We start from the raw sequence: 9361 nt of genomic DNA, 5'->3' as shown, positions 1-9361 counted from the left end.
AGAAATAAAAAAAGCAATAGTTATAATAATTTTTTAATAGATAGAGCATGGAAAATTTAGCTTTAATCGATTCGTTTTCAGAGTTTAAAGACGATAAACTTATTGATCGTGTAACGCTAATGGCGATTTTAGAAGATGTGTTTAGAAACGCATTAAAAAAGAAATTTGGTTCAGATGAAAATTTCGATATTATTATCAATCCTGATAAAGGGGATATGGAAATTTGGCAAAGAAGAGTTATCGTTGCTGACGATGATTTGGATTTAGACCATCTTGAAATAACTTTAACAGAAGCTAGAAAAATCGAACCTGATTTTGAGATCGGTGAAGAAGTTTCGGAAGAAGTAAAATTAGTTGATTTGGGAAGAAGAGCAATTTTGGCTTTACGTCAGAATTTAATTTCTAAAATCCATGAACACGATAATACCAATTTATATAAACAATTTAAAGACTTAATTGGTGAAATATATACGGCAGAAGTGCACCATGTTCGCCCAAGAGTTGTAATTTTGGTTGATGATGATGGAAATGAAATTGTATTGCCAAAAGAAAAACAAATCCCATCTGACTTTTTCCGTAAAGGAGATAACGTTCGTGGAATTATTGAAAGCGTTGAATTGAAAGGGAACAAACCTCAAATAATTATGTCTAGAACATCAGAATTGTTCTTAGAAAAATTATTTGAACAAGAAATTCCTGAAGTTTTTGACGGTTTAATCATGGTTAAAAAGGTAGTAAGAATTCCAGGTGAAAAAGCAAAAGTAGCTGTAGATTCTTACGACGATAGAATTGATCCTGTAGGAGCTTGTGTAGGTATGAAAGGTTCTAGAATACACGGAATTGTTCGCGAATTAGGAAACGAAAATATCGATGTAATCAATTTTACAGATAATATTCAATTGTTAATCACAAGAGCTTTGAGTCCAGCAAAAGTTTCTTCAATTAAAATTAATGAAGATACAAAAAGAGCGGAAGTATTCTTAAAATTAGAAGAAGTGTCAAAAGCAATTGGACGTGGTGGACATAACATCAGATTAGCAGGTCAATTAACTGGATATGAATTGGATGTTATTAGAGAAGGAAGTACAGTTGAAAATGATGACGACGTTGAATTAACAGAATTCTCAGATGAAATTGATGCTTGGATTATCGAAGAATTTGCAAAAATTGGTTTGGATACTGCAAGAAGCATTTTAGGACAAAATATTAATGATTTAGTTAGAAGAACAGATCTAGAGGAGGAAACAATTTTAGATGTAATGAGAATATTGAAAGAAGAATTTGAAGGTTAGTTGAATTTTCTTCCAACAACACACAATTAGGTAATAATAAAAAGGTTTTATGTCTGAAGATAGAATTATTAGAATAAATAAGGTTTTAAGGGAATTGAATATTTCTTTAGAAAGAGCTGTGGATTATCTTAAGGATAAGGGAATTGCTATTGATGCAAATCCAAACGCAAAAATTTCTGAAAAGGAGTTCGGTATTCTTCAAAACCAATTTGCAGGCGATAAAGGAAACAAAGAAGCTTCTAAAGAAGTAAGCGAAGAAAAAAGAAAAGAAAAAGAAGCTTTGCGAATTGAGCGTGAAAAAGAGATTGAAGACAAACGCAAGTTTGACGAAGAGCGCCAAAAGCAACAGCAAGAAGTGATCAAAGCTCGTGGAACTGTTTCTGGTCCAAAGCAAGTAGGTACATTGGATTTAAATCCAAAAAAAGCGGAACTTGCTGCGCCTAAAGCTGAATCTAAACCTGTTACCAAAGCTAAACCTGAAGTTACCGAGAAAAAAGTTGAAAAAGAGGCTCCAGTAGTAAAAGCTAAAGAAGTTGCAGAAGCAACAGAAGCGCCTGTTGAAGATTTCACTACTCAATACCAAAAATTATCTGGTGCAACATTAACAGGACAAGTAATCGATTTGTCTCAATTTAATAAACCAAAAAAGAAAAAAGAAGAGCCAAAAATCACTCCAAACAAACCGGGAACTCCTGGTGCAGCTGGAGCTGAAGGTTCGGCTAATTCGAATAAAAACAAAAGAAAAAGGATTGCTCCAAAACCAGGTGCTCCAAGGCCTCCAGGAGTTCCTGGAGAAGCTAATCCAAATAAAATTACTCCAAATGCAGGAGGTGGATTCAATGCAAATAGAAGTGCTAGACCAGGTTTCGTAAAAGGAGCTAGACCAGCAATTGTTGCAAAAGTAGAGCCTACCGAGGAAGAAGTAAAAAATCAGATACGTGAAACTTTAGAGAAACTTCAAGGTAAAGGAAGCAAATCGAAAGCAGCGAAATATAGAAGAGACAAAAGAGACACGCACCGTCAAAAATCGGATGAAGAGCAAAGAGCTTTGGATGAAGGAAGTAAAACAATTAAAGTTACAGAATTTGTTACTGTAGGTGAAATTGCGATTATGATGGATGTGCCAATTACTAAAGTGATTGGAACTTGTATGTCACTTGGAATTATGGTTACCATGAACCAACGTTTGGATGCTGAAACATTAACTATAGTAGCAGATGAATTTGGTTATGATGTTGAATTTATCACTGTTGATATTGAAGAAAATATTCAAGTTGTTGAAGACAAGGAAGAAGATTTAGTATTCAGAGCTCCAATTGTAACTGTAATGGGTCACGTCGATCACGGTAAAACATCGTTACTGGATTATATTCGTAAAGAAAACGTAATCGCAGGTGAGTCAGGTGGAATTACACAACACATTGGTGCCTATGGAGTAACACTAGATGACGGACAAAAAATAGCATTTTTAGATACACCTGGACACGAAGCGTTTACGGCGATGCGTGCACGTGGTGCTCAAGTTACCGATATTGCGATTATTGTAATTGCTGCCGATGACGATATCATGCCACAAACAAAAGAGGCAATTTCTCACGCTCAAGCAGCAGGAGTTCCTATTATCTTCGCTATCAACAAAATTGATAAACCGAATGCGAATGTAGATAAGATTAAAGAAAAATTGGCAGGTATGAACTTACTTGTTGAAGATTGGGGAGGAAAAATCCAATCTCATGATATATCTGCAAAAGTAGGAACTGGAGTTAAAGAATTATTAGAGAAAGTATTACTTGAAGCAGAAATTTTAGATTTAAAATCGAATCCAAATAAAGCTGCTCAAGGAACAGTTGTTGAAGCATTCTTGGATAAAGGAAAAGGATACGTTTCTACAATATTAGTTCAACACGGAACTTTAAAAGTAGGTGATTATATGCTTGCTGGAAAACACCATGGTAAAATTAAAGCCATGCATGATGAACGTGGAAATAACGTTAAAGAAGCGGGACCTTCTACGCCAGTATCGGTATTAGGATTGGACGGAGCAGCGACTGCAGGAGATAAATTCAACGTATTTGAAGATGAAAAAGAAGCAAAACAAATCGCGTCTAAACGTTCTCAATTAATGCGTGAACAATCAGTAAGAACGCAACGCCATATAACTTTAGATGAAATTGGACGAAGAATAGCTTTAGGTCAGTTTAAAGAATTAAATATTATCTTGAAAGGGGATGTGGATGGATCTGTGGAAGCATTATCTGATTCGTTCTCTAAATTATCTACGGAAGAAATTCAAATTAATATTATCCATAAAGGAGTTGGAGCAATTACAGAAACTGACGTAATGTTGGCTTCTGCTTCAGATGCAATTATTATCGGATTTAATGTTCGTCCTGCTGGAAATGCGAGACAATTAGCTGATAAAGAAGAAATTGATATCCGTTATTACTCTATTATTTATGCCGCTATCGACGACTTAAAAGATGCGATGGAAGGAATGCTTGCTCCTGAAATGAAAGAGGAAGTTCTTGGAACTGCTGAGATTAGAGAAATTTTCAAAATCTCGAAAGTGGGTTCAATTGCAGGAAGTATGGTTATCGATGGTAAAATCGTTAAGAATTCTAAAATTAGAATTATTAGAGATGGTGTAGTTGTTCATGATGGAGAATTACTGGCTTTAAAACGTTTTAAAGACGATGTAAAAGACGTTGCAAAAGGATACGATTGTGGTATCCAAATTAAAGGATACAATGATATTGAAGAACGCGATATTATCGAATCGTATCACGAAGTAGCAATCAAAAAGAAATTAAAATAGTTTCTAATAAAAAAAACGTCCCAAGCAATTGGGACGTTTTTTTTTATCATTTATTTATTCGGTTGAATAATTAAGGAATTTGGGTATTTGTTTTTTAAGATTAACAAATTTCTCTCAGCTTCAATCCTAGTTTTAAAATTCCCCACCCAAACTTTGTAGGCCGGAGTATAAAATACTATAGTTCCGTCAAGGTTTAAAAACTCCTTTTTAAAATCAATTAGAATCTTTTTAGAAGATTCAATATCACCATTGTAGATTTGAATTTTGTAAATATCGTTTACCGTAATTGATGAATTAATTTTCCTTTTTTCATTTAGTAAATTTTCAAATTTCGGATTTTGAGAAACATTGATATTTTGTTCCTGTGAAAATAAATTTATGTTAAAAAAACAAAAAAATAATGCCAATTGTAAAGCGTATTTTAAGGGTGTATTTTTCATAAAGTGGTGATTTTTATGCAAATGTACTATTTATAAAATACTTGAAATTGATTTTCTTATTTAGAATTAATATAAATTAATATTTTAGTCCATTTAATGGTTTTGAGAATAGTTCTTAAGTCGTATTTTTGTGCAAATTTTAGAAAGAGCTATAGTTTTTTGATGTCATTTTTCATAAAAAATTTAGCTTAATAATAGTCGAAAATTAGTATATATAATATGAAAAACGTGGGTAACCATAATTCGATTTCAAGAAGTTTGATTTTTAGTTTTGCAGCAATGCTTTCTTTATCAATTACTTCATTAGCGCAAACCGCTGCTCCCGCTGCACCTGCGCCTGCACCTACAGCAGTTGCTGCTCCAGCAGCCTCAGGTGGAGATCCTGTAAAAGGAAAAGAACTTTTCAATTCTCAATGTGCTGCATGTCATAAGCTTGATGCTAAAATGACTGGTCCAGCTTTAAGAGGAATTTCTTCAAGATTGACTAACGATTGGCTTTACAAGTGGATTCGCAACAGTCAAGAAATGATTAAATCTGGCGATGCAGAAGCCGTTAGGGTTAGTAAAGAGTATAATGGAGCGGTAATGACTGCGTTTCCACAATTGTCTAATGCTGATATTGATAATATCATCGCATATACTTCTGAGCCAAAAATGGAAGCTCCGGCGCCTACTACAGGTTCGGCAGCGCCTCCTGGAACGGCAACAAATGCTGATGGAATTTCAAGCAATATTATACTAGGTGCACTTGCAGTAGTAATGTTGATGCTAATTGTAATGTTATTTTTAGTAAATAAAGTCCTTACGAGAGTAGCAAAAGCAAATGGTATTGAAATCGAAAAACCAGAACCTACTACTCCTATTTGGAAAGCTTTTGTTAAAAACCAATTCTTAGTATTAGTTACTTCAATATTCTTATTATTGGCTAGTGGTTATTTTGTTTACGGATACTTAATGCAAGTAGGTGTAGATCAAAATTATGAGCCAATTCAACCAATACATTACTCTCACAGAATTCACGCTGGAAGCAACGGTATTGATTGTAAATACTGTCACTCTGCAGCTAGAGTTAGTAAAAACGCAGGTATTCCATCTTTAAATATTTGTATGAATTGCCACAAAAATATTTCTGAAGTTTCTGATACTACAGCCACGCCAGAATATTCTAAAGCATTCTACGATGGAGAAATTCAAAAATTATACAAAGCAGTGGGTTGGGATAAAGACAATCAAAAATATACAGGAAAAACAGAACCAGTTAAATGGGTGAAAATACATAACTTACCTAGTTTCGTATATTTCAATCACTCTCAACACGTATCTGTAGCGAAAATTGAATGTCAAGAGTGTCACGGTCCAGTTCAAACTTATGAAATTCAAAAACAATTTGCGCCATTAACAATGGGATGGTGTATCAATTGCCACAGAAAAACAGAAGTTAAAATGGAAGGTAATGGATATTATACAAAAATCCATGAAGAACTTTCTAAAAAATACGGAGTTGACAAGCTTACAGCCGCTCAAATGGGAGGTTTAGAATGCGGAAAATGTCACTATTAAAAAATTATTAAGAAGCTAATATATATATAATGTCATCAAACAAAAAATACTGGAAAAGTGTTGAAGAACTAGACGTAAATAGTTCTATTGTTGATACGCTTAGAAATAACGAATTTGTTGAAGAAATTCCTACAGACGAATTTTTAGGAGATAAATCATCTTTATCATCATCAGCAACAACTCGAAGAGATTTTCTTAAGTACGTTGGATTTACTACTGCCGCAGCATCTCTTGCAGCATGTGAAGGTCCAGTACATAAGTCAATTCCTTATGTTTTACAACCTGAACAAATCATCCCAGGAGTTGCCGATTATTACGCAACCTCTTACTTTGATGGTTATGATTTTGCTAATCTATTAGTAAAAACTCGTGAAGGTCGTCCAATTAAAATCGATAACAATACTATTGCAGGAGCAAATTTTGTTGCCAATGCTAGAGTTCACGCATCGATACTTTCATTATATGATAGTATGCGTTTGAAAGAACCTAAAATTGCAGGTAAAAATGCAACTTGGTCGGATGTAGACTCAAAAGTTAAAGCTAGTTTAGCTGAAGCAAAAGCGAAAGGTGGTCAAGTGGTAGTTCTAACAAATACTTTAGCAAGTCCATCAACTGAAAAATTAATTGCTGAATTTATAGCCTTAAATCCAACTGCAAAACACGTTGTTTATGATGCAGTATCTGAGTCAGAAGCTTTAGATGCTTTTCAAGCAGTATATGGAGAAAGAGCTTTAGCAAATTATGATTTTTCAAAAGCATCTTTAATAGTTTCTGTTGGTGCTGATTTCTTAGGAGACTGGCAAGGTGGAAATTTCAGTGCTGGATATGCAAAAGGTAGAATTCCTCAAAATGGAAAAATGTCACGCCATTATCAATTGGAGGCAAACATGACATTGTCTGGTGCATCTGCTGATAAACGTTTACCAATGTCGGTTGCAAATCAAAAACAAGCATTAGTAAAATTATACAATATAATTACAGGTGCTGCAGTAGCAACTTCATTAGATAAAGAATTTGATGCTGATGTTACCAAAGTAGCACAACAATTAAAAGCAGCAGGAAGCAAAGGAGTTTTAGTTTCTGGTTTACAAGATAAAAATGCTCAGCTTTTAGTTTTAGCAATTAATCAAGCATTAGTAAGTGAAGCTTTTTCAACAAGCGGAACTAGACAAATAAGAAAAGGTTCTAATCAACAAGTTGCTCAATTAATTAAAGACATGAATGCAGGAAGCGTTCACACTTTAATTATGAGTGGAGTAAATCCAGTTTACACTTTACCAAATAGCAACGAATTTGTTGCAGGTTTGAAAAAAGTAAAAACATCAGTTGCCTTTTCATTAAAAGAAGACGAAACAGCTTCAATTACTTCAATTGCTGCGGCTGTTCCACATTATTTAGAATCTTGGGGAGATGTTAGCATCACAAAAGGTTCTTACGCTTTAACTCAACCTACAATTCGTCCTTTATTTAATACTAAACAATTTCAAGATGCCTTAATCTCATTTAATGGTGGTGCTGGAAATTTCTATGATTATTTAAAAGCGAATGCTGCGGCCTACACTGAAGGCGCTTCTTGGAACCAAGTTTTGCATGACGGAGTTCATGTTTCTGCGGTACTTCCAATAGCAACTGCAACCGCGTTTAATTATTCTGCTGCAGCAAATGCATTGGCGTCTGCAAAAAAAGTAGCTGGATTCGAATTGGTTTTATACACTAAAACAGGTTTGGGTGATGGTCAACAAGCAAATAATCCATGGTTACAAGAGTTTCCAGACCCTATCACTAGAGTGTCTTGGGATAACTATGTAACTGTTTCAAGATTTGATGCAGATCAATTAAAAATGTCGAATGAAATCGTTGCTAACGGAGGACTTAACGGAAGTTATGCTACCTTAACTGTTGGTGGTGTAAAACTTGAAAATGTTCCAGTAATTGTTCAACCAGGGCAAGCAAAAGGAACTATCGGTTTGGCATTAGGATACGGTCGTAAAGCGGCTATGAAAGAAGAAATGATGGTAGGTATCAATGCTTACACTCTATATAATGATTTCAATAATGTTCAATCTGCACAGTTAGCGTTAGGTGACGGAGTACATGAATTTGCGTGTGTTCAAGGTCAAAAAACGTTAATGGGTAGAGGTGATATTATCAAAGAAACTACATTAGAAATATTCAACACTAAAGAAGCTGAGGAATGGAATAAACAACCAAAAGTTTCTTTAAACCACGAAGAAGTAGATGCAACTAAAGTAGATTTATGGGATTCATTTGATCGTTCAGTAGGACATCATTTTAACCTTTCTATCGATTTAAATGCTTGTACTGGTTGTGGTGCCTGTGTAATTGCTTGTCACGCAGAAAACAACGTTCCTGTTGTTGGAAAATCTGAAGTAAGAAGAAGCCGTGATATGCACTGGTTGCGTATTGATAGATATTATTCTTCTGAAGACACTTTTGCACATGACAACGAGAAAAAAGAAAATTTTGACGGTTTATTTGGAGACAATGGTTCTTTAGGTGGATTTGGAGAAATGGAAAAAGCGGCGGATAATCCTCAAGTTTCATTCCAACCAGTAATGTGTCAGCACTGTAATCACGCACCTTGTGAAACAGTTTGTCCTGTTGCTGCTACCTCTCACGGTCGTCAAGGTCAAAACCAAATGGCATACAACAGATGTGTGGGTACTAGATATTGTGCAAACAACTGTCCTTATAAAGTGCGTCGTTTCAACTGGTTCTTATACAATAAAAACAGTGAATTCGATTATCACATGAATGATGATTTAGGTCGTATGGTATTAAATCCAGACGTAAACGTTCGTTCAAGAGGAGTTATGGAAAAATGTTCTATGTGTATTCAAATGACACAAGCAACCATTTTGAAAGCTAAAAACGAAGGTAGAGAAGTTGCTCAAGGCGAATTCCAAACTGCTTGTTCAAAAGCTTGTTCTACAGGAGCAATGACTTTTGGAGATATAAATGTTAAAGAAAGCCCAATCGCTAAATTAGTAGAAGACGAAAGAGCATACCATTTATTAGAGCACGTTGGTACAAAACCTAACGTTGTTTATCATGTTAAAGTTAGAAATTCATAAAGTTTGAACCTCGCAAAATTGCTTACAATTCTAACTTTATAAGTAAAAATAAATTAATAAAATTAAAAAGGATATGTCTCATATACACGATTCAAGTATTAGAAAACCTTTAGTTATAGGAAATAAAACCTATCACGATGTTACCGTAGACGTAGCTGC

5 protein-coding genes are annotated in these 9361 nt (G+C 34.6%); 4 read left to right on the top strand and 1 reads right to left on the bottom strand.

Annotated elements, in window-relative coordinates; genetic code table 11:
• Nucleotides 1–47 precede the first annotated feature (47 nt).
• The gene (nusA, locus tag AC9UFV_RS08705; protein ID WP_509574901.1) at nt 48–1292 is read left to right on the top strand and encodes a transcription termination factor NusA; all 1245 of its coding nucleotides are present in this window, start codon (nt 48–50) and stop codon (nt 1290–1292) included.
• 49 nt (nt 1293–1341) lie between these two features.
• Complete coding sequence (gene infB, locus AC9UFV_RS08700) at nt 1342–4107, top strand: translation initiation factor IF-2 (RefSeq protein ID WP_509574899.1); 2766 nt, start codon at nt 1342–1344, stop codon at nt 4105–4107.
• Nucleotides 4108–4157: 50 nt separating this feature from the next.
• Here infB and AC9UFV_RS08695 read toward each other — a convergent pair whose 3' ends face one another.
• Nucleotides 4158–4547 (bottom strand): SPOR domain-containing protein, encoded by a 390-nt coding sequence (locus tag AC9UFV_RS08695; RefSeq protein WP_509574897.1) that lies wholly within the window; start codon nt 4545–4547, stop codon nt 4158–4160.
• 219 nt (nt 4548–4766) lie between these two features.
• On the opposite strand from AC9UFV_RS08695, the gene AC9UFV_RS08690 reads away from it, so the two are divergent.
• The gene (locus AC9UFV_RS08690) at nt 4767–6107 is read left to right on the top strand and encodes a c-type cytochrome (RefSeq protein ID WP_509574895.1); all 1341 of its coding nucleotides are present in this window, start codon (nt 4767–4769) and stop codon (nt 6105–6107) included.
• Between the two features lie 29 nt (nt 6108–6136).
• Nucleotides 6137–9202, top strand: a complete 3066-nt coding sequence (locus AC9UFV_RS08685; protein ID WP_509574893.1) for a TAT-variant-translocated molybdopterin oxidoreductase — start codon at nt 6137–6139, stop codon at nt 9200–9202.
• Nucleotides 9203–9361: the final 159 nt, after the last annotated feature.

The sequence above is a fragment of the Flavobacterium sp. genome, assembly GCF_044349645.1.
GTDB lineage: Bacteria > Bacteroidota > Bacteroidia > Flavobacteriales > Flavobacteriaceae > Flavobacterium.
This window is presented reverse-complemented; position numbering and strand designations above follow the sequence as displayed.